The 23311-nt window shown below is 44.3% G+C and carries 22 protein-coding genes and 1 other annotated feature; of the genes, 7 read left to right on the top strand and 15 right to left on the bottom strand.

The features are described 5' to 3' along the window. Positions 1-104 precede the first annotated feature (104 nt). From recJ to xerD, 3 genes are read right to left on the bottom strand one after another with little or no spacing between them, the layout of a single operon-like run. Positions 105-1844, bottom strand: a complete 1740-nt coding sequence (gene recJ, locus L3V31_RS16375) for a single-stranded-DNA-specific exonuclease RecJ (protein ID WP_237317448.1) — start codon at positions 1842-1844, stop codon at positions 105-107. Between the two features lie 44 nt (positions 1845-1888). Further along, positions 1889-2677: a bifunctional protein-disulfide isomerase/oxidoreductase DsbC gene (dsbC, locus tag L3V31_RS16370; RefSeq protein ID WP_237317445.1), complete on the bottom strand. Its 789-nt coding sequence runs from the start codon at positions 2675-2677 to the stop codon at positions 1889-1891. Positions 2678-2735: 58 nt separating this feature from the next. After that, positions 2736-3653, bottom strand: coding sequence for a site-specific tyrosine recombinase XerD (xerD, locus tag L3V31_RS16365; RefSeq protein WP_237317444.1), 918 nt, complete (start codon positions 3651-3653; stop codon positions 2736-2738). Between the two features lie 168 nt (positions 3654-3821). On the opposite strand from xerD, the gene fldB reads away from it, so the two are divergent. After that, complete coding sequence (gene fldB, locus L3V31_RS16360) at positions 3822-4340, top strand: flavodoxin FldB (protein WP_237317442.1); 519 nt, start codon at positions 3822-3824, stop codon at positions 4338-4340. A gap of 81 nt (positions 4341-4421) precedes the next feature. Here fldB and brnQ read toward each other — a convergent pair whose 3' ends face one another. Beyond that, entirely contained in the window at positions 4422-5732 is a 1311-nt protein-coding gene (gene brnQ, locus L3V31_RS16355; RefSeq protein ID WP_237317440.1) for a branched-chain amino acid transport system II carrier protein, read from the bottom strand. 330 nt (positions 5733-6062) lie between these two features. On the opposite strand from brnQ, the gene L3V31_RS16350 reads away from it, so the two are divergent. After that, positions 6063-6782 (top strand): tRNA1(Val) (adenine(37)-N6)-methyltransferase, encoded by a 720-nt coding sequence (locus L3V31_RS16350; protein ID WP_237317438.1) that lies wholly within the window; start codon positions 6063-6065, stop codon positions 6780-6782. Between the two features lie 107 nt (positions 6783-6889). Then, positions 6890-8113 carry an ATP-dependent RNA helicase SrmB gene (srmB, locus tag L3V31_RS16345; protein ID WP_237317436.1) on the top strand — a complete coding sequence of 408 codons (1224 nt, stop codon included), beginning with the start codon at positions 6890-6892 and terminating at the stop codon, positions 8111-8113. Between the two features lie 66 nt (positions 8114-8179). Here srmB and yaaA read toward each other — a convergent pair whose 3' ends face one another. Beyond that, a complete protein-coding gene (yaaA, locus tag L3V31_RS16340) occupies positions 8180-8956 on the bottom strand; it encodes a peroxide stress protein YaaA (RefSeq protein WP_237317434.1) in 777 nt (258 codons plus the stop codon). A 108-nt stretch (positions 8957-9064) separates the two neighbouring features. After that, positions 9065-10498 (bottom strand): sodium:alanine symporter family protein, encoded by a 1434-nt coding sequence (locus tag L3V31_RS16335; protein ID WP_237317432.1) that lies wholly within the window; start codon positions 10496-10498, stop codon positions 9065-9067. A gap of 723 nt (positions 10499-11221) precedes the next feature. On the opposite strand from L3V31_RS16335, the gene L3V31_RS16330 reads away from it, so the two are divergent. After that, complete coding sequence (locus tag L3V31_RS16330) at positions 11222-11407, top strand: DUF3545 family protein (protein ID WP_014230839.1); 186 nt, start codon at positions 11222-11224, stop codon at positions 11405-11407. A gap of 229 nt (positions 11408-11636) precedes the next feature. Here the strand turns inward: L3V31_RS16330 and L3V31_RS16325 are convergent, their stop codons facing one another. The 3 genes from L3V31_RS16325 to nfo form a co-directional block, all read right to left on the bottom strand. Next, positions 11637-12188, bottom strand: a complete 552-nt coding sequence (locus tag L3V31_RS16325; protein ID WP_237317430.1) for a hemerythrin domain-containing protein — start codon at positions 12186-12188, stop codon at positions 11637-11639. 111 nt (positions 12189-12299) lie between these two features. Further along, positions 12300-12980 carry a uracil-DNA glycosylase gene (gene ung, locus L3V31_RS16320; protein WP_237317429.1) on the bottom strand — a complete coding sequence of 227 codons (681 nt, stop codon included), beginning with the start codon at positions 12978-12980 and terminating at the stop codon, positions 12300-12302. A 276-nt stretch (positions 12981-13256) separates the two neighbouring features. Next, the gene (nfo, locus tag L3V31_RS16315; protein ID WP_237317426.1) at positions 13257-14144 is read right to left on the bottom strand and encodes a deoxyribonuclease IV; all 888 of its coding nucleotides are present in this window, start codon (positions 14142-14144) and stop codon (positions 13257-13259) included. Between the two features lie 327 nt (positions 14145-14471). Between nfo and grcA the strand changes: the two genes are divergently transcribed. Then, on the top strand, positions 14472-14849 hold the full coding sequence (grcA, locus tag L3V31_RS16310; RefSeq protein WP_237317425.1) for an autonomous glycyl radical cofactor GrcA: 378 nt from the start codon (positions 14472-14474) through the stop codon (positions 14847-14849). A 119-nt stretch (positions 14850-14968) separates the two neighbouring features. Here grcA and thrC read toward each other — a convergent pair whose 3' ends face one another. The 3 genes from thrC to thrA are packed head-to-tail and all read right to left on the bottom strand — an operon-like array spanning position 14969 to position 19682. Beyond that, positions 14969-16249, bottom strand: coding sequence for a threonine synthase (gene thrC, locus L3V31_RS16305; protein ID WP_237317423.1), 1281 nt, complete (start codon positions 16247-16249; stop codon positions 14969-14971). Then, positions 16246-17202, bottom strand: coding sequence for a homoserine kinase (gene thrB / locus L3V31_RS16300; protein ID WP_237317530.1), 957 nt, complete (start codon positions 17200-17202; stop codon positions 16246-16248). The genes thrC and thrB overlap by 4 nt, the downstream gene beginning before the upstream one ends. Positions 17203-17222: 20 nt before the next feature. Beyond that, positions 17223-19682, bottom strand: a complete 2460-nt coding sequence (gene thrA, locus L3V31_RS16295) for a bifunctional aspartate kinase/homoserine dehydrogenase I (protein WP_237317421.1) — start codon at positions 19680-19682, stop codon at positions 17223-17225. Between the two features lie 54 nt (positions 19683-19736). Next, positions 19737-19856: a sequence feature (Thr leader region), on the bottom strand. 443 nt (positions 19857-20299) lie between these two features. Between thrA and L3V31_RS16290 the strand changes: the two genes are divergently transcribed. Next, a complete protein-coding gene (locus L3V31_RS16290; protein ID WP_237317419.1) occupies positions 20300-20770 on the top strand; it encodes a ribonuclease regulator in 471 nt (156 codons plus the stop codon). On the opposite strand, the gene L3V31_RS16285 is transcribed toward L3V31_RS16290, so the two are convergent. Both L3V31_RS16285 and L3V31_RS16280 read right to left on the bottom strand, forming a co-directional pair. Continuing rightward, the gene (locus L3V31_RS16285; protein WP_237317417.1) at positions 20767-21249 is read right to left on the bottom strand and encodes a putative 4-hydroxy-4-methyl-2-oxoglutarate aldolase; all 483 of its coding nucleotides are present in this window, start codon (positions 21247-21249) and stop codon (positions 20767-20769) included. The two genes, L3V31_RS16290 and L3V31_RS16285, sit on opposite strands and share 4 nt — an antisense overlap. Positions 21250-21308: 59 nt before the next feature. Beyond that, positions 21309-21716, bottom strand: coding sequence for a DUF3293 domain-containing protein (locus L3V31_RS16280; protein ID WP_237317415.1), 408 nt, complete (start codon positions 21714-21716; stop codon positions 21309-21311). Between the two features lie 360 nt (positions 21717-22076). Between L3V31_RS16280 and arcA the strand changes: the two genes are divergently transcribed. Beyond that, entirely contained in the window at positions 22077-22793 is a 717-nt protein-coding gene (arcA, locus tag L3V31_RS16275; protein WP_020335906.1) for a two-component system response regulator ArcA, read from the top strand. A 67-nt stretch (positions 22794-22860) separates the two neighbouring features. Here arcA and L3V31_RS16270 read toward each other — a convergent pair whose 3' ends face one another. Next, a complete protein-coding gene (locus tag L3V31_RS16270) occupies positions 22861-23310 on the bottom strand; it encodes a hypothetical protein (RefSeq protein WP_237317413.1) in 450 nt (149 codons plus the stop codon). Between the last annotated feature and the right edge of the window lies 1 nt (position 23311).

Below are 23311 nucleotides of genomic sequence, written 5' to 3'. Positions count from 1 at the left end.
GGAGATACAGGAAAATTTCGAATGAAAGGGCAGATTAAGTCAAGAAAAAGTACGGTCCCCAGCGTAAAGGAGACCGTACTTGATATCTGAGAAGAACTTAGTTCTTACTTAGCTTCAATGTGATCAATCATAAGTTGCAGAGATTGATTTCCGCGGAATTCGTTCACATCCAGTTTGTATGCTAATCGTACTGTTTTTACCGATGCGTCCGGCCAGCGACGCAAATCAACATTGAACGCGATACCATCAATCATCACGTTAGTTGGATGATCTTTATAGAGTGGTTCCAGCATCAATTTAAGGTGTTTTTCTCCCACCAGCTTTTGGTGTAATACCTTAAACTCACCATCAAAAACCGGTTCAGGAAATGCCTGTCCAAACGGGCCGCCAGCACGCAGCAACTCAGCGACATGCATCGAAAATTCTTCTGGCTTAAGTTCGCCATCCGAAAGGATTACGCCTTTTAACGCTGCGTCATCAAGCTCTTTCTTAACCACCTCATCGAATAAACGGCTAAAACGCTCAAAATCCTGCTCTTTAATCGTTAAGCCAGCCGCCATTGCATGGCCACCAAACTTGATGATCAATCCCGGATTTTGTGTATCGATAAAATCGAGCGCATCACGCATATGCAGCCCCGGAATAGAACGGCAAGATCCTTTGATCGTCCCTTCGCCACCATCCGCAAACGCGATAACAGGACGATGAAACTTCTCTTTAATGCGTGAAGCCAGAATACCAATCACACCCTGATGCCAGTCGCGCTGAAACAGAGCTAAGCCATAAGGTAACTCGCTGTTCTCACCAAACTGCAGGCGCTCACAAAAGGCCATGGCCTCCTGTTTCATTCCTTCTTCGATCTCTTTACGGGTTTGGTTGAGTCCATCAAGCTCGCTGGCCATTCGGCGCGCTGCATGGATGTTGTTACACATCAACAGCTCAACCCCAAAAGACATGTCATCCAAACGACCTGCGGCGTTAATCCGCGGGCCAAGAGCAAATCCAAAATCAGACGCAACCAGACGGCGGGCATCACGCTTCGCCACTTCAATCAGAGCCTGAATGCCGGGGCGTGCTTTACCAGCACGAATGCGTTGCAGACCTTGATGAACCAGAATGCGGTTGTTTTCGTCCAGTGGCACCACGTCAGCAACGGTGCCTAATGCGACAAGATCAATCAGTTCCATTAGTTTTGGCTCTTGCATTCCTTGCTCGGCAAACCAGTCTAGTTTGCGCATGTGAACGCACAATGCCATCATCAAATAGAATGCAACACCAACTCCCGCTAAAGCTTTGGATGGGAACGCGCAACTCTCCAGATTTGGGTTAACCATCGCATCCACATCAGGAAGGACTTGTCCTGGCAAGTGGTGGTCAGTTACCAGTACTGTAATGCCATTCTCTTTGGCATAGCGAACCCCTTCAATCGATGAAACTCCGTTGTCCACTGTCATGATCATCTCAGCACCAAGTTCCAGCGCTTGATCAACCACTTCAGGGCTCAAACCGTATCCGTCTTCAAAACGGTTTGGTACTAAGTAATCCACATTGGCGCTGCCTAGCATTCTCAGTGCCAGCACTGACAACGCCGAGCTGGTCGCGCCATCGGCGTCAAAATCCCCGACGACGATAATGCGCTTTTGTTCATTAATAGCCTGGAATAACAGCGCGACCGCCTCGTCAATACCGCCCAGCTTTTGGTAAGAGTGTAAACCACGCGCAGAGGTTTCCAGTTGTGCCTGATCCGTGATGCCACGATTGATATAAATGCGCTTTAAGATTGGAGGAATGGAATCCGGTAGCAGGGAAAGATCCGGTTCGGGACGTCGTTGAATTTCTATCATGCTTGAAAAGAGCCAGCAGTGCTGCTGGCTCTGCTCCTAAAGGATTATTGTTGCTTTAAACGGTTGAGTAGGTCTGCTGGCGGTAGGTAGCCTCCCACCATTTCACCAGTCGGCAGGAAAATTGCTGGCGTACCAGAAATACCAAGCTGACGGCCTACATTGTAATGCGCCTGAACCGTTTCTTTACACTGGTTCAAGTCTTTCACTGGGCTATCAAAAGTACGATTTACTTTCGCATTGTGGATTGCCGCTTTCGGATCGTCTGCACACCAAATTGTCGCCATTTGATCGGCAACTGGCCCCGTCGCGCCTTGGCGTGGGTAAGCCATGTAGCGTACTGTAATGCCTAAGTCATTGTAGCCCTGCATTTGATTATGCAGACGTACACAGTAACCGCACGTGATGTCGGTAAATACTGTCACTGCATACTTCTCATTGTCAGCCTTGAACTCAATCATGCTGTCAGAAAATTCTGCAATTTTAGCCGCATTAAGTGGGGCCTGACGTTCGGCCAGCACATCTTTATAACCACCATTTTCATCAATCGCATACAAGGTGCCAGCGATAAAGTGATTACCATCATTAGAAGAAAACAAAACACCGCCATTGGTTTGGATTTCTAGTAAACCTGTCACGTCCGATGGTTGGATATCAACAATAGATAACCCTAGCTTCGAAAACTTTGCTTTTAATGCAGCTTCATCAAAGTGTTGTTGCTCCGCAGAAGCAACTTGCTGTGCAGGAGCTTCCGTTTTAGCCTGACTTTCTTCCGCTCCACAAGCGGTTACAAAAAAGGGTAAAGTCAGCAGAGTTAGTCGGCGTAATACGCTCATTAAAATCACCTTAAAAATACGTTCTTTCGTCCAAGGAGAAGGGATGAATAAACCATCATTATGCTCTTGGGTGGTGTTGACTGTGGATTTGCTTCAATCGCTCAGTCGCCACATGAGTATAAATTTGCGTGGTCGATAAGTCACTATGCCCTAGTAGCATCTGTACGACCCTGAGATCTGCGCCATAGTTCAGTAAATGTGTTGCAAACGCGTGGCGCAGCACGTGCGGCGATAATAGCTCGGTATCGATCCCCGCTATCACAGCATAGTACTTAATCCGATGCCAGAACGTCTGACGAGTCATTTGCCGTGCGCGCTTACTCGGAAAAACCACATCCGAAGAGGTCTCACCTAGCAATGCAGGCCGACCTTGCTGAATAAAGGTTTCAATCCAATCCACAGCGTTCTCACCCATCGGTACCAAGCGCTCTTTGCCACCTTTACCCGTAACGCGAACCACGCCCTGACGCAAACTGACATTTTCCATGGTTAGGCTCACCAGCTCAGTAACACGAAGCCCTGTTGCGTAAAGTAACTCTAACATCGCTTTATCACGCAACTCTAACGGGTCATTAGGGTCAGGCGCATCCAGCAAAGCATCAACTTGTTCTTCACTGATATCTTTCGGTAAACGCTGTGGTAGCTTTGGACTGACTAACAGTGCACTTGGGTCATCGGCGCGCACTTTCTCACGATGAAGATACTGAAACAGACGACGAATCGCCGATAGCATACGAGCACGGGAAGTTTGTTTGTAATCTAAATCGACCAAGTAGCTTTGATACTCTTGAAGGCCAGCTAAGCTAATAAAATCAAGACGGTAACGCTGTTGATCCATCCAAGTGAGAAGTTTTATCAGATCATTTCGATATGAAGCTAACGTGTTCTCAGACAGTCCTCGCTCCATCCACATCGCGTCTAAGAATTGCTCTACAAAAGCAAAATCTTGTTGATTGACAGGCAGCTGTGCTGTCATTCCCGCTTCCTTTTTTGTTTTTTTATATAGCCTCTGAGGGTAAGACAGCCCCTGTTTGAATGCCATAAAAAAATAACTTAGTGCGTTAATCTAACGATATTCGCTGCATTCACAGGCAGTTTAAGGTTAAAATCCTCGACAACAGCAACATAAAATACGACGAATATAATGAAAATCGGACTCTTTTACGGCTCTACGACCTGCTATACCGAAATGGCAGCAGAGAAAATTCGTTCCATCATTGGAGAAGATCTTGTCGACATTCACAATGTGAAAGAGACACCGCTATCTTTGATGGCTGATTACGATTTATTGCTCATTGGTATTTCTACCTGGGACTTTGGTGAAATCCAAGAGGACTGGAGTGCAATTTGGCAAGACATCGCAACGACGCCATTAAAAGGGAAAGTGGTCGCATTATTTGGTCTGGGCGATCAAGAAGGCTACGGTGAATGGTACCTAGATGCCATGGGTCTGCTCCATGATGAACTGAAAGAAACAGGTGCACAATTTATCGGCTACTGGCCTAACGAAGGCTATGAGTTCGAAGCATCTAAAGCACTAACCGAAGATGGCAGCCAATTTGTAGGTCTGGCATTAGATGAAGATTCACAGTACGAACTGAGTGACGAACGTATTGAGAAATGGTGTGAGCAAGTGCTGGTAGAGTTCCACGATACACTTTAATCGTTATTCGACTTTCGCTTTAAAAAACAAAGCCCGATGAATCACTTCATCGGGCTTTTTGTTATTCGTCGTTAAGGGCACTTACGCAGTTTCTTCGACCAGCTCATTCTGAGGCTTAGCAATGAAGAACATACAAACGATCGCCGCCAGCGTTGGCAGAACCCAACCCATACCGATTTCAAACAGAGGTAGCATGTTGAAAGCAGATACGTCCATGCCTGCCACTTTTGCTGCATCCAGTAACGCGAACAATAGAGAAACAAGCAAGACCGCACGGTATGCAAAGCGAGTATTAGGAAGTTTGCTACGAACAAACGTTAGCGCAACCAGTGCAATCGCAACAGGGTAAAGTGCGAATAACACAGGGACTGACAAAGAAATCAACTGTGCAAGACCAACGTTTGCAACCAACGCACACACAGAACCATTAATCAGTACCCAGTGCTTGTATGAAAGCGATGTTTTTGAACTGAAGAAATCAGAACACGCAGAGATAAGGCCAATAGCCGTAGTTAAACATGCCAGTAATACGATCACTGAAAGAACGATTTGACCATAAGGACCAAACAGAGCCTGAACGTATTGGCTCAGAACCAAACCACCATTATCTGCACCCGCCGCTACCGTTGCGCTTGTTGCGCCTAAGTAGAAAAGCGAAATGTATACGAACGCTAAGCCTGCCGCCGCAATGCAACCAGCAAAAATCAGGTATTTCGTCGTCGCCGCGCGCTCTGTAATGCCTTTACCACGAAGCGCATCCACCATCAGCATGCCGAACATCAGTGACGCGAAGGTATCCATGGTGTTGTAACCTTCTAAAAAGCCTTTCGTCAGTGGTTGAGTCAAGTACTCGCCTGTTGCGCCGATCATTTCACCCTGAGGATCAATAAACACTGCCAGAGCAAGGACCATCAGACCAAGGAACAAGACTGGAGTCAGTACCTTACCGATCAGGTCGATCAAGCGGCCCTGGAACCATGAAAATAGCATCGCGACAACAAAGAAAAGCACAGAGAATGCAGTCAGGTTTGTTTGAGACGCTTCAATCAAAAATGGCTTAACGGCCATTTCATATGCCACAAGGCCTGTACGAGGGGCCGCAAATGCCGGACCAATAATAATGAAGATCAACGCCGCCATGACAACCGCCGCTTTTTTCGGTAGATCTTGCGTTAGGTGATCCCAAGTTCCGCCAGCCACAGCGATAGCAACGATAGTGATAAGAGGTAGACCTACCGCTGTTAGCAAGAAACCGAACATTGCTGGCATCAGGTTTTCACCCGCCAATTGACCTGCCAGTGGTGGAAAGATGATGTTGCCAGCACCTAAAAAGAACGCAAACAGCATAAAGCCTACTGCGATAATATCTGTTAGTTTTAATGTCTGTTTCACAGATAACCCTTGTCTAAAAAATGTGTGAATGTTGTGTATGCATCGACCACTTTTTGAGCCTTTGTTATCAACAAGTACTCGTGGTTCAATCTATAAAAGAGCGCCGCATAATGACGAAAGAATCATCATTTGGCAACCTATGAGAAAAAAACACCATATTAATTTATATTTAGAATTAAAAACCAGTTAATCTAACTAATATAAAACAAAAATCTAGAAATTTATCTCGATCAAATGAGAATACAATTTACTAACTTACAACATAACAAACCAAACAATTAATATACATTAGATGAAATAACTGAAATATAGAGCATATATAAGATAAACATGAATAACGAAAAACATAAGACTAAGAGCTTCAAGTTTAAGCAGTTTTTCATCGAAGGTGGTGAAAGTGGCATGCCTGTAAGTACAGATGGCGTGATGCTTGGCGCCTGGATTGAAAGTCCTGAAGATGCAGCAATACTCGATATTGGGACAGGCACTGGCTTACTGGCGCTAATGTGTGCTCAACGTTTTAGCCAAGCTCAGGTAACGGCAGTAGATATTGAAGTCACAGCGATAGAAGCCGCCCGGAAAAACTTTGCTCACTCTGCATGGCAAGAGAGATTATCCGTCATTCATGCCGATGTGCTGACCTTCACGCCACCTCAGTCATTCCAGAGGATCATTTGTAATCCTCCCTATTTCAATAGTGGCGAGCAATCCAAACAGAGTCAGCGGGCTACTGCAAGACACACCGATTCGCTGCGTCATGACGCCCTACTTCACCGTTGTTACCAACTGTTAGAAGATAATGGCAAAGCCAGCTTTGTACTGCCTATCACCGAAGGTGAGCAGTTTATTGAATTAGCATTACAGCAAGGTTGGTATTTATCTCGTCTTTGCCGTGTGCAACCATCAGAGAGAAAACCAGTACATCGCTTGTTGTTTGAGTTGGCGAAGCTTCCTTGTGACACTCAAGAATCACACTTAATCATTCACTCATCAGACGGATACAACGACAATTTTGTCCAGCTAACCCGTGAGTTTTATCTTAAGATGTGAAATAACATGTGATCCTTATCACCAATCACTTTATAATGTGCGACCTTTTCGTATTTTAAGCTGTTGCGGCGAACCATTAACCAAGCCTTGCTTGTGGAGAACTCATTGTGATCAGAACCTTTGCTGAACTTGATCTAGACTCAAACTTACTTGATGCCATTGAAGAAATGGGCTTCGAACGCCCAACAAAAGTCCAGGCAGAAGCAATCCCACAAGCGTTGGATGGTCGTGACATTCTAGCGTCGGCACCTACCGGCACAGGTAAAACAGCAGCATTCGTGCTTCCTGCTCTGCAATACCTGCAGGATTTCCCGCGCCGTAAACCAGGGCCTGCACGCATCCTGATTTTAACACCAACTCGTGAGCTTGCTATGCAGGTGGCAGATCAAGCTCGTGCACTGGCAAAAAATACTAAGCTCAATATTTTTACCATCACTGGTGGGGTTCAATACCAAGAGCACGCAGACATTCTTGCTACCACGCAAGACATCGTTGTTGCGACTCCAGGTCGTCTACGCGAATACATTGAAGCAGAGCGCTTTGACTGCCGTGCAATTGAATGGTTAATCCTAGATGAAGCTGACCGAATGCTAGACATGGGCTTTGCACCAACAGTAGACCGTCTATCTACAGAGTGTCGCTGGCGTAAGCAAACCCTTCTATTCTCAGCAACATTAGAAGGCAGAGGCGTTGAGGGCTTCACCGCGGATCTACTTAATGAGCCTGCGGAAATCGACGCGAAGTCACCGCTACGTGAACGTAAGAAGATCGCCCAATGGTATCACCGTGCGGACGACGCTGAGCATAAACTCGAGTTACTCAAGCACATCATCACTCAGCAAGCAGATCGAACCATCGTGTTCCTAAAGACGCGTGAACGTCTAGCTGAACTACGTGGTCAACTTGAGAGTGCACAGATTCCATGTTCATGGATTCAAGGTGAGATGCCACAAGATCGTCGTAACAACGCAATCGCACGTTTCCGTGATGGTACCGTTAACGTCCTACTGGCAACAGACGTTGCAGCTCGCGGTATCGACCTTCCAGATGTGTCACACGTGATCAACTACGACTTGCCACGCACGGCAGACGTTTACCTACACCGAATTGGTCGTACGGCTCGTGCTGGTAAAAAAGGTAACGCAATCTCAATTGTAGAAGCGCACGATCAGCCAATGATGGATCGCGTTGCTCGTTACGTTAAAGAAGACATCAAAGAGCGCTTTATCAAAGAGATGCGTCCAAAACACAAAAAACCTGTGTTTAAGAAGAAAAAGAAAAAAGACGATAAGAAGAAAACAACGAAAAAGAAAGTCGTTAAAAAGAAGTAATCTTATAAGTCATAAATAGCGAAAGGGTTGGCAATGCCAACCCTTTTTTGTGTCCGGAGTTTGAGCTTAGTTCTGCTCTTCTCGCTTAAAGACCAGATCAGTGGGCGTCGACTCTGCTTCGACAAAGTAGTAACCCGCCGTATCAAACTTGGTCAGGTCAGCCACACTTTCAATACGATTTTCGATAATGTAACGCGCCATCATGCCACGCGCTTTTTTCGCGTAGAAGCTGATCACTTTGTATTGGCCATTTTTACAGTCTTTAAAAATTGGCGTAATTACCTGAGCATCAAGACTCTTAGGTTTCACCGCTTTAAAGTACTCATTTGAAGCCAAATTAATCAGCACATTTTCACCTTGAGCGGCAATCGCTTCGTTGAGCTTGTCGGTAATGACATTACCCCAAAACTGGTACAAGTTGGCGCCTTTTTCGTTAGCAAGCTTCGTACCCATTTCCAAACGATATGGCTGCATCAAATCTAATGGCTTTAACAAACCATAAAGGCCAGATAGCATACGCAGATGATCCTGAGCGTAATCAAAGTCAGCTTCAGACAAGGTTTCCGCTTCAAGACCCGTATAAACATCCCCCTTGAACGCTAGGATCGCCTGACGTGAGTTTTCAGTCGTGAAGGTTTCACTCCACTCTTGGAATCGGCCTACGTTCAAATCTGCGATTTTGTCGCTCACCTTCATTAACGACGCAACATCAGCAGGCGTCAGTTTTCGGCAAACTTCGATCAGCTCTTTGGAGAATTCAATTAACTCAGGTTGAGTAAACTTTTCCGTCGCTAACGGAGACTCATAATCCAGTGTCTTAGCAGGAGAAACTACGATAAGCATGACTTTGACTCTATCCTTTTAATTTTATATACCATTAAGAGTACAAAAAAAGCCATGCATTGTCTGCATGGCTTTATAAATCGTGCTAATAGCTTTTAACTATGACACTCAGTCTTTTTTGTCGTTGTACCAGATGCCTTCTTCCAGCTGAGACTTAAGCTCAGGGAAATCATTAGCATCAAATGTTGGTACCTTACCTGCGTCTAGCTGGCGATTGTAGTCTTTAGCCAGCTTGATAACGATACCTGACAGCAGAAGAATAGCCACCAAGTTAACGATGGCCATGAGGCCCATCGACACATCAGCCAGTGACCATACGACTGGAAGAGAAGCCATCGCACCAAACATCACCATGCCCAAGAAGATAACACGGAAAACGTTAATACCCGCTTTATGGTTATGCTCTAGGAAGACTAAGTTTGTCTCCGCATATGAGTAGTTTGCGATGATTGATGTAAATGCAAAGAAGAAGATTGCTACCGCAACAAAGATGCCGCCCCAATCACCTACTTGTGAGCTCAATGCGCGCTGAGTTAACTCGATACCCGTCACTTCAGTTGCTTGACCAACATACTCACCTGACATCAGGATGATAGCCACTGTTGCGGAACAGATAACGATCGTATCCATGAATACGCCTAGCATCTGCACGTAACCTTGAGATGCAGGGTGTGGCGGGTAAGGCGTTGCTGAAGCCGCCGCGTTTGGCGCAGAACCCATACCAGCTTCGTTCGAGAATAGACCGCGTTTGATACCGTTAATCATCGCTTGAGCAATTGCATAGCCAAGACCACCAGCAGCCGCTTCTTGCAGACCAAAGGCACTCTTGAAGATAAGCGTCAGTACATCAGGTAGCTTCTCTAGGTTTGAGAACATGACGAACAGTGCAAGTGCTAGGTATAGCAGTGCCATGATCGGAACGATCATCTCAGCAACTTTCGCGATACGCTTGATACCACCGAAAATTACTATCGCAGACAGTACAACAACAGCGATACCAACATACAGGTCATTCCAACCAAATGCTGTGCTCATTGCGTTTGCAATTGAGTTAGCTTGTACGGCGTTGAATACCAAACCAAAAGCGATGATTAGGAAAACAGAGAACAATACGCCCATCCAACGCATGCCCAAACCTTTTTCCATGTAGTAGGCAGGGCCACCACGGTAGTTGCCATCATCATCTTTGGTTTTGTATAGCTGCGCTAGAGTGCTCTCTGCAAATGACGTTGCCATACCAAGCATTGCGATCAGCCACATCCAGAAGATCGCGCCTGGACCACCTGCAGTCAGTGCAACTGCAACGCCCGCCATGTTACCTGTACCAACACGTGCAGCAAGACTAGTACAAAGCGCTTGGAAAGAAGAAATACCAGCTTTGTCTGCTTTACGACTGTTCTTAAGAACAGAGAACATGTGGCCGAAATGGCGGAACTGAATGAACCCTAATCGAACGGTGAAGTAAATACCAACACCAACAAGAAGATAAACCAGAATCGACCCCCACAGGAGATCGTTCATCAAATTGATTAAGTCTGTCATGTGTACCTCAAAGTGAGTTGCGCTGGTCTATGCGTCCAAGCCATCCACCAGATTGCCTGCTAAGTGTCAAAGTGTGCTTAGCTAATTAAATAGTGTTTGTTTTAAGGGCAATCTAGAATCGTAAATGTCGCTTCATGCATCCATTTTACGTACCAGCGTATTTATTGACGGGCGGATAATGCAATCTGGAGACATAAAAATCAATATGAATTAACTTGCACATTATTGTTATATTTCACTATAAAATCACCAAAAAATAACATAATCAGAAGATAGAAGCCCCACAAGTGGCAACATATTGGTTACTTAAAAACAACAAGAGTAATTAACTTATAACCAATAGTGTTTCGGCCTATGATTTCGGTTTAAGGCTAGTATTCATAAGGTGTAACAGAAAATTACCTCCTTAATAAAATCGTTAATCGACCACTATTCCACCAAAGTGGTTTTATGCAACTTTAACCTTGGCTTTATGCTCTAATTGAAGCCTTCTCATTAACACAGAAAATCTCTCCATTTAATTGTTTTTAGAGGCTCGTTTGGATATTTTTTAGGCAGAGGCGACAAACTAAAGTGTGATTATCGAAGTGTTTTTGCACGAAAATGTCATGATACAGACACAAATTCGAAATATGTCATAGCTATTCTCACAATTATTGTGGTAATTAAAAATCTCCACAAGGACTGGTTACAACAGTTTAGATAAACAAGGTAAGGTGGCTTATGGACGGCTTTCAACTAGATGACATTTTTAATCTGGATACTACCTCAACAACCAAATCTCGAGCCAAACCAATGAAACGTAAATGGCGAGAAATAGAAGAGATGAACGACAGACGCAATTTATTAAAAGAGCTACGTGAACTTGATGTCTGTAATGATTACAACCTAGACGACATTAAACTCTAATTCGAACAAAAGGCACCTTACGGGTGCCTTTTGTTATTTAGTATAGAGCGAATAATTAAGGGGCTAAGAGCACTTATATCGCACTTGGACCTTGTTCTCACATAATGAGAATTTTCAGTACGTTAAACCCATATTCAGGCAAAACTTTATTTGCCTTTAATTCTTATTAAATAAGAAATGCAGCGTACAAAACCGAGCAAATTTCTCATTTGCCCGGGCGAGCTTTACTTTAGATGAACTCCATATCGCTTTGACGAACACGCTCGGCCAACTGTTTATAGCGGTCAGCTATGGTGTCGCCAAATACAGGGTCGTCCTCATTTTCACTCCAAAGACTCTCTACGTACTGCCAATCTTCGGTCGTAAACAGTTCTTCGATTAATGGCAGGATTTTCCGCTCTTCAAGTTCGAGGTGGCGTTTTTGCGAATCAATGAAATCTTCTAAATGTGAGACAAATACATCTTGAGGCACTACAGCATCTTGCAGAATCATCTCGATCACCGTTGAGAATTCTTTGGTTTTTTCGGCTAGATCTTTATGTTCCTGCTCTAGGTTTTCCATGGTTCGTTGCTTACCATAATGTTCTAGAAAATGGTGGTAGAGGATATCCTCTTTTGGATGGTGGACTTTTTCTGAATGAGTAGAGAGGTAATCAACAATCTCACCCACTAACGCATAGTTAATGGAACGTTCTTGTTTTATTTCATTAAGTTTGTGGCGCAATATGGCCAACAGGCGAACCATGTAGCCGTGTTCGCGTCGAATTCTTTCGATCATCATAGCGTCTCTCCTTAACACCTTCTTTTATTAAGTGTACATGAGAAATGCATTGCCAGCTTGAGCATGCTCAAAAAAACAGCGATAAGAAGACCTTAATCGCTGTTATTAAGTTTACACCGTCAGCGGTAAATGCCAATTGATCGGTTCTTTGCCTTGTGATGTAAGTAGTTGGTTTGCTTGGGAGAAGTGTTTACACCCCAAAAAGCCTCGATGGGCAGAGAGCGGAGAAGGGTGAGGAGCGGCAAGGACGTGATGCTTGGAACGATCAATAAATCTTCCCTTTTTCTGAGCGTGTGCTCCCCACAACAGGAACACAACGCCCTGTTGATGCAAGTTTATCGCTTCAATGACTTTATCCGTGAACGCTTCCCAGCCCGTTTTCGAATGTGAATGAGCTTTCCCCTGCTCAACCGTCAGTACGGTATTAAGCAGTAATACACCTTGCTCAGCCCAGCTTTGCAAAAATCCATGTTGAGGGATTTCAAAGCCATCAATATCCTGAGCGAGCTCTTTGTATATATTCACCAATGAAGGTGGAGTTCTCACGCCTGGCAAAACCGAAAAACACAACCCGTGCGCCTGATTCGGACCGTGATAAGGATCTTGGCCTAAAATCACCACCTTAACATCGTTAAACTCGGTATAGCGAAACGCATTAAACACATCTTTGCTTGGCGGATAAATCGTTTTTCCCGCCGAACGTTCCGATTCAACAAAGTTTAAGGTATCGACAAAATAGCTTTGTTTTTTTTCTTCGCCGATCACATCGTGCCATGTCGGTGACTGATTCATAGAAAGTTCCTGTCCGAAAGTGTTGCTCTATTCTAACCAGCAACACTCAAACAAACAAAAACTTCCCCCGACTTAAGAACAGTAATCAGAGTTTAGTGTTTCTGCGGCGTTCGGAAGTGGCCTTGACCCGCAATGTGACGGTTAGGTGCAGGTAAACGCACCGAACGTCTGGTATGAGAAAATGGAGTAAAAGTGTTTGGTCGAGACATAATGCAATCCTCTTTGTATGGCCCCAATGGCCACTAAGAAAGAAAAGTGCCAACTATGACAACGGAATTAATTTTTGTTGAATTCATCCAAATGATAGCCACGAAGTGTTTCGATCTCTTGATGCCAAATATCGGGATCAATTGTTTCTAAAATCAGAGGGATACCATCAAAACGAGCGTCCCTGGCAATATACTCAAAACAGTCCCAACCGATTTCACCTTTCCCTAGAGAATGATGACGATCAACCCGGCTAGCAAACTCGACTTTTGAATCATTTAAATGCATCGCCCTTAAATAGTGCATACCAACGATACGGTCGAACTCAGCAAACGTGCGTTCGCAATCTTCTTTGGTTCTTAAATCGTAGCCTGCGGTAAAGGTATGACAGGTATCGATGCACACCCCTACCCGTTCTTTATCGTCGACTTGCTCGATGATTTCAGCGAGATGCTCAAACTTCCATCCGAGATTCGTACCTTGGCCAGCGGTGTTCTCAATAACCGCAATCACATCAGGTACCGCTTTATGTGCGAGATTGATTGATTCAGCGATCGTCGCTAAACACAATTGCTCGGAAACTTTTTTAAGGTGACTTCCGGGATGAAAGTTTAAAAGCGTCAGGCCTAGCTGATTACAACGCTCCATTTCATCAATAAATGCGGCTCGTGACTTATTGAGCTTCTCTTCTTCAGGCGCACCTAAATTAATCAGATACGAATCATGCGGCAAAATGCTTTCAGAGCTAAACCCGAGCATTTTGCAGTTGGCTTTAAATGCGCTGATGGTTTTATCTTCAAGTGGTTTTGCCACCCACTGACGCTGGTTTTTGGTAAATAAAGCAAAAGCATTCGCGCCAATCTCACGCGCACGTAAAGGGGCCTGATCGACACCACCGGCAGCTGAGACATGAGCGCCTATCAACTTGCTGCCAAACTTGTTTTTCATGTTTGTCATTTAATCACTTCAGACTTTCAGTGTGCATACCTAAATACAACTAGTTACACACCAAAGGTTAAATTCAAATCAATAATATGTAGTAAGTTAACAACATAATCGACATTAAACTATTTTTTACATTATCAAAAATATTGTAATTAGTATGTTTTTAAACACTTTATTGATTTATCTCAACAAAACAACCTTAATAAAAATAATGTTTTTGGTTGTTTTTTGACTTAAATCAATATTAAAATAGTGGTTATTAGCTATATAATACTCAGCTCAATAAAAGTTTGAAAACTAACACCAATAAACACCACGTAAGTGGACTAGGAGACAGTAATGATCCAAGGTATCCAAATTACTAAAGCGGCAAATGACGAACTACTAAACTCTATCTGGCTACTAGATGGTGAAAAAAATGAAGCTCGTTGTATTGCAGCATCAGTTGGCTACGAAGCAGACCAAGTGATTGCAATCAGCGATCTGGGTGAATACGAAAGCCGCGAAGTAGCAATTGAAACAGCACCAAAAATTGAAGGTGGTCAGCACCTGAACGTGAACGTGCTTAAGCGTGAAACACTAGAAGATGCTGTCGCTAACCCTGAGAAATACCCTCAGCTAACCATTCGTGTTTCTGGCTACGCAGTACGTTTTAACTCGCTAACTCCAGAACAACAACGTGACGTAATCGCACGTACATTTACTGAGTCTCTATAATAGAGACACACCCCAGTAAGTTTTGAAAGCGGCGCTCATTGAGCGTCGTTTTTTATTGCCTCTATAAAATAAAAAAGGTGGAGACTAAGCTCCACCTTCTCATTTAGCTTGTATTTAGCTTATTGCACGCGACGCAGTACTGTTTTTAGTGCATCAAAATCCGCATCTAAATCTTCAGACAATAGATCCATCACAGCATGCTTAGCCAGTGGTGCTGGTAGGTCGATATCAGATCCTAAGATATCATCCACCACTTCTTTGAACTTCGCAGGGTGAGCAGTACATAGGAACAAACCAGTCTCACCGGCTTGAAGTTGCTCGTCCAGTAAGCGATACGCGATTGCACCATGCGGCTCGCATAGGTAACCCAGTGAGTTCAGCTCTTTTACTGACTCGGCACTTTGCTCGTCAGAAACTGCACCTTTACCCAGCGTTTCCAAGCCCCACTCTTTTACGCGGCAAAGCTCTTCGATACGTGGCCAGTTGTTTGGTTGGCTTACGTCCATCGCGTTAGATGTCGTTGCAACCGTTGGTTTTGGATCCCACTGTCCTGTTTCTAGGTAGCGAGGTACCGTATCGTTCGCGTTCGTTGCAGCAATAAAGCGTTTGATTGGCAGACCAAGTGCTTTTGCTAACAAGCCAGCCGTTAGGTTACCAAAGTTACCGCTTGGTACAGAGATAACCAGATTTTCACGCTCTTGTTTACTCATTTGCGCCGCAGCTTCAAAGTAGTAACAGATTTGCGCCATCAAACGGCTGATGTTGATTGAGTTTGCTGAGTTCAGACCGATTTCTTCACGCAAAGCAGAATCATCAAACGCTTGCTTCACAAGTGCCTGACAAGCATCGAAGTCACCGTTAATTGCTACTGTATGGATGTTCTTACCTAGCGTACAGAACAGCTTTTCTTGTAGCGGGCTGATTTTGCCTTTAGGGTAAAGAATCACAACGTTGATGTCTTCCATGCCGTAGAAAGCATGTGCAACCGCAGCACCTGTATCACCGGATGTTGCTGTAAGAATCGTGATCTTACCGCCAGTAGATACCGCAGCCAGTGATTGCGCCATAAAACGACCACCGAAGTCTTTAAACGCCAGTGTCGGACCATGGAAAAGCTCTAACGCATAAACGCCATCTTTTACTTGTTTGATAGGCGCTGGAAATTGGAAAGCCGCATCAACCATAGAATTCACTTGGTCTTCTGTTAGCTCGTCACCAATCAATGCAGAAAGAATTTTTGTACTACGCGAGACAAAGTCTTCTTCTAGCAGCGCATCAATGTCATCAAATTTTGGTAATTCCGATGGGAAAAACAGGCCTTGGTTACGACCTAATCCTTGGCGAACGGCTTGGCCAAAGGAAACTTGTTCATCATTTTCTTTTATATTGTAAAGCTTCATAGCTCACTTCCTGTTACTTTCGAACCTTGTTTATCCAGACGACAAACGTGGACGAATCCTTCTTCGTTTTGTACGTAGTTTTGTTCTAACCAGCGAGCAACTCGCTCAGCGACATCTTTCTCTTTGCAAATACTGAACAGTGTTGGACCACTGCCCGAAATACCGGTTGCTAACGCGCCTGCAGATGCTGCGTATTGGCGAGCGTTCGCAAAGCCTGGCAACAGTTTCTCACGATACGGTTCTGCGATCACGTCTTTGATCATTTTCGCAGCAAGTTCAGGTTGACCAGAATGACACGCGTGAATAAAGCCTGCAAGATGGCGACCATGAGCTATGATATCTTGTCGGCGGTATTGAGATGGTAGGATCTCTCGCGCTTCCGCAGTGGACACTTTTATTCCTGGGTAAGCCATTACCCAGTACCAGTCATCAAAACATGGCACTTCTTGGCTAATGATGCCCAGCTCTTCAAGCATCAACTGCACGCCACCTAAGTAACAAGGTGCGACGTTGTCATAATGGATACCACCAGAAATTTTACCTTCCATCTCGCCCATTAGCGCCAATAACTCAGTTTCATTGAGCGGTTGTCCGTGGAAACGGTTTAAAGCGTCTAATGCGGCAACAATAGAACAGGCACTAGATCCCAGACCGGAACCGATAGGCATGTTCTTCTCGAGTGTCATTTCCAGTGGTTTCAGCTCTACGCCTTTTCTGTCCAGCTCGCGAGCGAAGACAACCCAACAGTCGTAAACGATGTTTTCTTTTGGTTCTGTAGGTAACTTCGAGACGAAATTACCTGCGGTTTTCAAGCTGAACGGCTCAGAGCCTGTTTTTACTTGTACTCGGTCACCCAATAAGGTGCCATCGATAGGAGAGACAGCCGCTCCCAAAACATCAAAACCTACGCTAACATTACCAATTGATGCTGGGGCATAAACCACTACATCCATATCACTTGAACTCATTACTGTTATACCCCTAGTTTCCAACCTAAAGTACGCATCACATCTGAAAATACGCCAGCTGCGGTAACTTCCGTACCTGCACCGTAACCACGAAGCACCAATGGGATTGGCTGGTAGTAACGGCTGTAAAACGCCAGTGCGTTCTCACCATCTTTAATTTTGTGCATCGGATCATTTTCATCAACGCTAGCAATGCTTACTTTGCACTTACCATCATTGATTTCACCAACGTATCGTAAAACTTTGCCTTCTTCAGCTGCTTTTGCGACAAGCTCTTTAAAGTACGCATCGGCTTCAGGTAGTCTCGTCATAAACTCATCAACACTGCCTGAATCATCAAAGCCCGGCGGTAGCGCTTGATCAACCACAACGTCTTCCAACTCTAGGGACATTCCCGCTTCACGAGCCAGAATAAGAAGCTTACGAGCCACATCCATACCAGATAGATCATCACGGGGATCAGGTTCAGTGAAGCCGTTTTCTTTCGCGATGTTTGTCGCTTCGCTCAAGCTCATGCCTTCGTCTAGCTTACCGAAGATATAGGATAGTGAACCAGACAGAATACCGCTGAATCGCTCGAGCTCATCACCTGCTGAAATAAGATTTTGTAAGTTTTCTATGACTGGCAGCCCCGCACCGACCGTTGTCTCGTACATCAGTTTACGGCGTGAGTTACGCGCTACATCGCGAAGCTGATGGTAATACGCCATGCTTGCTGTGTTTGCTTTTTTGTTTGGTGTAACAACGTGGAAACCCGCCGCTAGGAAATCAGCATACTGATTCGCAATATCTTCACTCGAAGTACAATCAACCAAAACAGGGTTGATGATGTGGTTACGTTGCACAAGTGCAATTAGGCGCGCTAAGCTGAACTCTTCAGTTGCTGAAGACATGCGGTCGCGCCAGTGTTCCAGTGGCAGCCCTTCACTATCCAGAAGCAGACCCTTACTGTTTGCCAGACCACATACGCGAATGATGATGCCTTTCTCTGCCAGTTTGGCTTGTTGGCGTTCAATCTGATCCACCAGCTCACCACCAACACCACCGATACCAACAACGAAAACATCAAGGAAGTGTTTAGAATTGAACAGGTTCATGTGACAGGCTTTGATCGCTTCAGAGATCTTATCTTCAGGAATAACAGCCGAGATAGCGCGCTCTGAAGAACCCTGTGCGATTGCGACAATATTCACGTTAACTTCTGCAAGAGATGAGAAGAAACGTGAAGCAACGCCGCGTGACGTGCGCATACCATCACCAACCAGTGTCACGATGGCTACATCATCGATAAACTCTACTGGTTCAAGCAGACCATCTTTCAGTTCCAGCTCAAACGCTTCTGCCAGTGTCTGTTGTGCTTTTGCTTTATCTTCAGCTTCAATACAGAAGCTGATGCTGTATTCTGATGATGACTGAGTGATCAGTACGATTGAAACACCAGCCGATGACATAGCACCAAATACTCGGCTCGCCATGCCAACCATCCCTTTCATACCTGGGCCAGAGACGTTCACCATGGTCAGGTCATTTAGTGTAGTAATCCCCTTAATAGCCAGGTTATCTTCACCAGTATCTTGGCCAATTAACGTGCCTGCACCTTGCGGGTTAAAACTGTTCTTGATTAAGCATGGAATGTGGAATTGAGCAATTGGAGCGATGGTTTTAGGGTGCAGTACAGATGCACCGAAGTAAGACAGTTCCATCGCTTCTTGGTAGCTAAGCGATTTCAATAATCTCGCATCTTCGACCAAACGCGGGTCGCAGTTGTAAACACCATCAACGTCCGTCCAGATTTCACAACAATCGGCACGAAGACACGCGGCTAAAACAGCGGCAGAATAGTCTGAACCGTTACGACCTAGAGTGACCAGTTCTCCTTTCTCATTACCGGCAGTAAAACCAGGCATGATGTTGACATGGCCTTGAGGAAGCGGCTTTTGGCGGAAGTTTTGTGTGGAAATATCAACATCAACCATCGCCTCAAGGTGGTCGCCTTGAGCGTAAAGGTATTCAATCGGGTCAATTAAACTGGCTTTTTGACCTTTTGCTTCAAGTACCGCTTTCATCAGTTGAATAGAAACACGCTCACCTTTACTGATGATGCGCGCATTCACATTGTTTGGACACATGCCCAACAAGCTGATGCCATGAACAAATTGACGTAATTGAGAGAGCGAGGTTTTAACTTGATTGTCGTAGCCAGTCCCATCTAGGTTAGGAACCACGGCTTGGATGTCGGCGAAAAGCGTTTTAAACGATTCTTCTAACTCGTTAATTTGTAATTCTGCTTCACCATTTCGTAAAGCACCCTCAATCACAGCAACCAGTTTATTAGTTGTTTTACCCGGTGCAGAAAGCACGACTGCGACTTCTTCCTGTTGAGCATTATTCGCAATGATATCTGCTGCTCTTAAAAAGCGATCTGCATCAGCCAATGATGAACCGCCAAACTTCAATACTCGCATCCCTTCCTCCAATGTATCTTCTTAAACTTGTCTAAATTTTGTATTAAGAAAGCATAAAAAAAGGCCTGTATCTTGTTGGATACAGGCCTTTCTTGTGAATTTCTTTCGCTTAGCAGCCTGCCCCAACAATTGTAATGTCGGTAATAATAATGGTGGTGGTCATTACAACGAGGCTGTTAACTGGCATAAACTACTATTCTACGATTTGTGTGTTTGCTTAACTCTACGTTTACCGAGTTTCTGAAACAGAGTCAACAAAAAATTGTTTATTTCCCACTCTTACAGAGATAAATCCTGCGGTATACCAATGAAATTAAACGAATAGTTTTAAAATTCATTTTTTTGAAAAATTTACCGTAATATTTAATTACCCACTTTTTTCTGTATAGAAAAACTTACATTCCCCCCACATTCATCGAGATCTTCACTAAAACGGCCAAGATCAAAGAAAATGCACAGTAACAACTCTTTCACAGCAACTTAAGTGTGATCACTGTCCATGAGAGCTAATTATTTAGGAAATAAATGAGCTGACTTTCATATTATATGCTTTAATATTGGGAAGCGTTGAACATACCAATAAAAATCAAAATCGTGAAATACAAGGAGTGGTGAGCATGAAAAGATGGCTTTTTCTGTTACTGTTTGTCATGCCTAGTGTTTCTTTGGCTACTGAGCTACCTACCCTTCCAGGGGCAACCATTACTTCCCCACACAAATTGTTTATCTCAAGTGATAGCTACCAAACAGATAGCTTCGATGTATGGAACATTGACGGCGGTTACTCGTACGAGTTGTTTGACTCAGTTGATCTCTATGTGGGTGCACGCGTTAACAACTCCCCAGTCCAGAATCAAAGTGGCTTTTTAAGTGGCGTTAGCTACCACTTTAATGATCGTGTCACCGTTAAGAGTACCCTACGTTCTTTCAAAGCTGACACCAACGAGCGCGTTGATGAAGAAGACAGAGGCCTTGCTGCCGAGGTGTCTAGTCGTGTAAAAATTACTGACAAGTTAGATATTCACGCCACTCTAGATTATCAAGATTGGCAACAAGGCTTTGAGGTAGGATTAGGGTTTCGCTTCTAAAACTCCAGTTTTTCTTTTGAGATCAGTACCCCGTTCCAGTCTGCATACACATAATGCTTCGGCTGCACTAATTGGTTTTGCATCGTTACTGTCACATTGACCTCACCCATACCTCGCTTTTCTGTTTTAAACGGACATGTGCCAAGCGCTTGTACTCCAATATCCATTTGTGATAGTTGCGCCACATCACGCACGGCGCCATAGACAATAATTCCTTCCCACCCATTTTCAATGCCAAGAATAGCCAATTGATCACCGAGTAACGCTTTTTGACATGATCCGTGCCCATCTACGATTAACACTTTCCCTTTGCCATCCTGTCCAAGCACCTCTCGTACCTTGGAGTTGTCGTGATAACAGCGCACTGTGACAATTTCGCCATAAAACGCGGTACGTTGTCCGAAATTCTGTAGTGGCAATTTCAGCAACGTTACTTGGTCTTCAAATTGGTCACATATATCTGGTGTTATATCGTTCATATTTCCTCCGTGAATTTTCTCGTCCGAGATAAGCTCCAACGAGTAGTATCCTGTTTCCGTTATACGAGTCGGTCACTCATCTTAGCGACCTTGTATCGATTGCTTGGCTCACGACAAGCAATAAGATAAATGTCGCCATGAGAGACATAATAAATCGCGTTTTGCTGAAACTCTTTTGCCAGTGATATCGCGTCTTCTATTGAGATCTCCGCCGCAAAACTCTCTTCGCACCATTCAAAGGTTCTATCACCTACTATAAGTGGCACATAATTAACGTGTTTTAGGCGTTTTTCTAGCATCTGATTAAGTATGCAATTATCTTCTTTTGACCGCAAATTACTGTATGGGTTCCAAGCAGTTATCACCACATAGCTCAAAACATTCCACTTCGCTTCAAAGTGGAAAAAAGAATTTGCATAAGCATGCCATAACGATGCGTCGATGTTCTTATTATTTTTTTCTATCATAACTCTTAAATGATTAATAACGGTTAAAATTCATCAATTGATGTAAATCAACAAACTGCATGGAATTAACATTTGAGCATTGTTAGCATGCTGTTAACAATATAAAATTCGCCCCATAACTAGGGTGTTTACGTTTCCTCCCCCAATAAGAAACTGGAAATGAAAGGTAAATATCCCACTAGAATAAAAGTCGCCACGGGATGTTGGTGAGCTGGTAAATCTCTATGGAAGGCGGATAACTGAAAGAAGTGTAATTTTGATTAACTTGATTTATTATCAAAATTTCATTACCTGTATGTTATATTTTTGCCTAGAATTTATTCTATTAGCACAATTTTGTCACAAATTTAGGTACCGCCAATGCAAACCCCGCAGATTCTGATCGTTGAAGATGAGCAAGTAACTCGTAACACTCTTAAGAGTATTTTTGAAGCAGAGGGATACGCTGTTTTTGAAGCCAGTGACGGTGAAGAGATGCACCAAGTATTATCAGACAACTCTGTCAACTTGGTCATTATGGACATTAACCTTCCAGGCAAGAATGGTCTTCTACTTGCACGTGAATTACGCGAACAAGCAAACATCGCACTGATGTTTCTGACTGGCCGTGACAATGAAGTGGACAAGATTCTAGGTCTTGAGATTGGTGCTGATGATTACATCACTAAACCTTTCAACCCACGTGAGTTGACTATCCGTGCTCGCAACTTGTTAAGCCGCTCAATGAGCGCAAGTGCTGTTCAAGAAGAAAAACGCTCGGTAGAAAAATACGAATTCAACGGTTGGGTGCTAGATATCAATAGCCGTTCACTGGTGAGCCCGTCAGGTGATAGCTACAAACTGCCTCGTTCTGAGTTCCGAGCTCTACTACACTTCTGTGAGAACCCAGGCAAGATCCAAACACGTGCCGACCTTCTTAAGAAGATGACAGGCCGCGAACTGAAGCCACACGATCGTACTGTTGACGTTACCATTCGTCGTATTCGTAAGCACTTCGAATCGGTATCAGGTACGCCAGAAATCATCGCAACGATTCATGGTGAAGGTTACCGCTTCTGTGGCGATTTAGAAGACTAATTCTAACCACAAGAAATACGAAGGGCTTGCTCATTGGAGCAAGCCCTTTTTCTATGCCGAAGACGAGCTAGTAGACCTTATTTATCTCCACATACTTTTCTACCAGCCAACGTTTTTTACCAGCATCATCCAATAGTATTGCCAGCTCAACCCACTTTTCAGTGTTAAGTTGATTTTGCCAGGTAAAAGCGACTTCCCACTGGTTTTCACTATAAGTCCGAGTGTCCAGTGAGTCTTCGTCCAGCACCCACTGGTCATCACCTTGTTTGATAATCAAAGCTTCTACTGTCAGATTGGCAGGTAACTGCGTATCACTTTCTAAAGAGAGAGAACCGTGAAGGTTGTGCGCCTGAGACTCACCAATTGTCGGCATCAGATTTACCCAGAGGTTACTCTTGAGCTCAACATTAACTTGATTAATCGTTATCTGGCTGTCTTGTTTCCAATTCACTTCAGGAACAGCACTACAACCCGTCAGCAATGCAGTAGCAATGGCCACTGATGCAAGTTTTTTCATG

It is taken from the genome of Vibrio sp. J1-1 (genome assembly GCF_021728395.1).
Taxonomy (GTDB): Bacteria; Pseudomonadota; Gammaproteobacteria; order Enterobacterales; family Vibrionaceae; genus Vibrio.
The sequence above is the reverse complement of the archived record's forward strand: the minus strand, read 5'-3'. Positions and strand labels throughout refer to the sequence as shown.